The following is a 234-nucleotide window of genomic DNA, read 5'->3' as shown; positions in this document are numbered from 1 at the left end:
GGGTGCCGATCACACTGCCGGTTACACTATTAACCCGGAAATCCTGGATGTGGGCGGTAAAGCCGATCCACTTTCGCCAAAAAATAAAGTTAAGCTGTCCAAGGCTTTCCAGGATACGACTGCTTTTATCTGTGACGCAGCCGGTTACTGCTTATTTATTGCCTTCCCAATTCTTGATATCCCCAGTGGTTTTGAAGGGGCAATAGAAACAGTGAATGGTATGCTCGGTACAAG

The 234-nt window shown here is 47.0% G+C and carries 1 protein-coding gene; it reads left to right on the top strand.

What is annotated here, in order from left to right:
- Positions 1 to 234, top strand: a 234-nt coding sequence (locus SCJ97_11635; protein MDW7740679.1) for an aldehyde ferredoxin oxidoreductase C-terminal domain-containing protein, incomplete at both ends; no start/stop codon positions are given.

It is taken from the genome of Bacillota bacterium, assembly GCA_033549065.1.
In the GTDB taxonomy this organism is placed as follows: Bacteria; Bacillota; Dethiobacteria; order DTU022; family DTU022; genus JAWSUE01.
The sequence above is the reverse complement of the archived record's forward strand: the minus strand, read 5'-3'. Positions and strand labels throughout refer to the sequence as shown.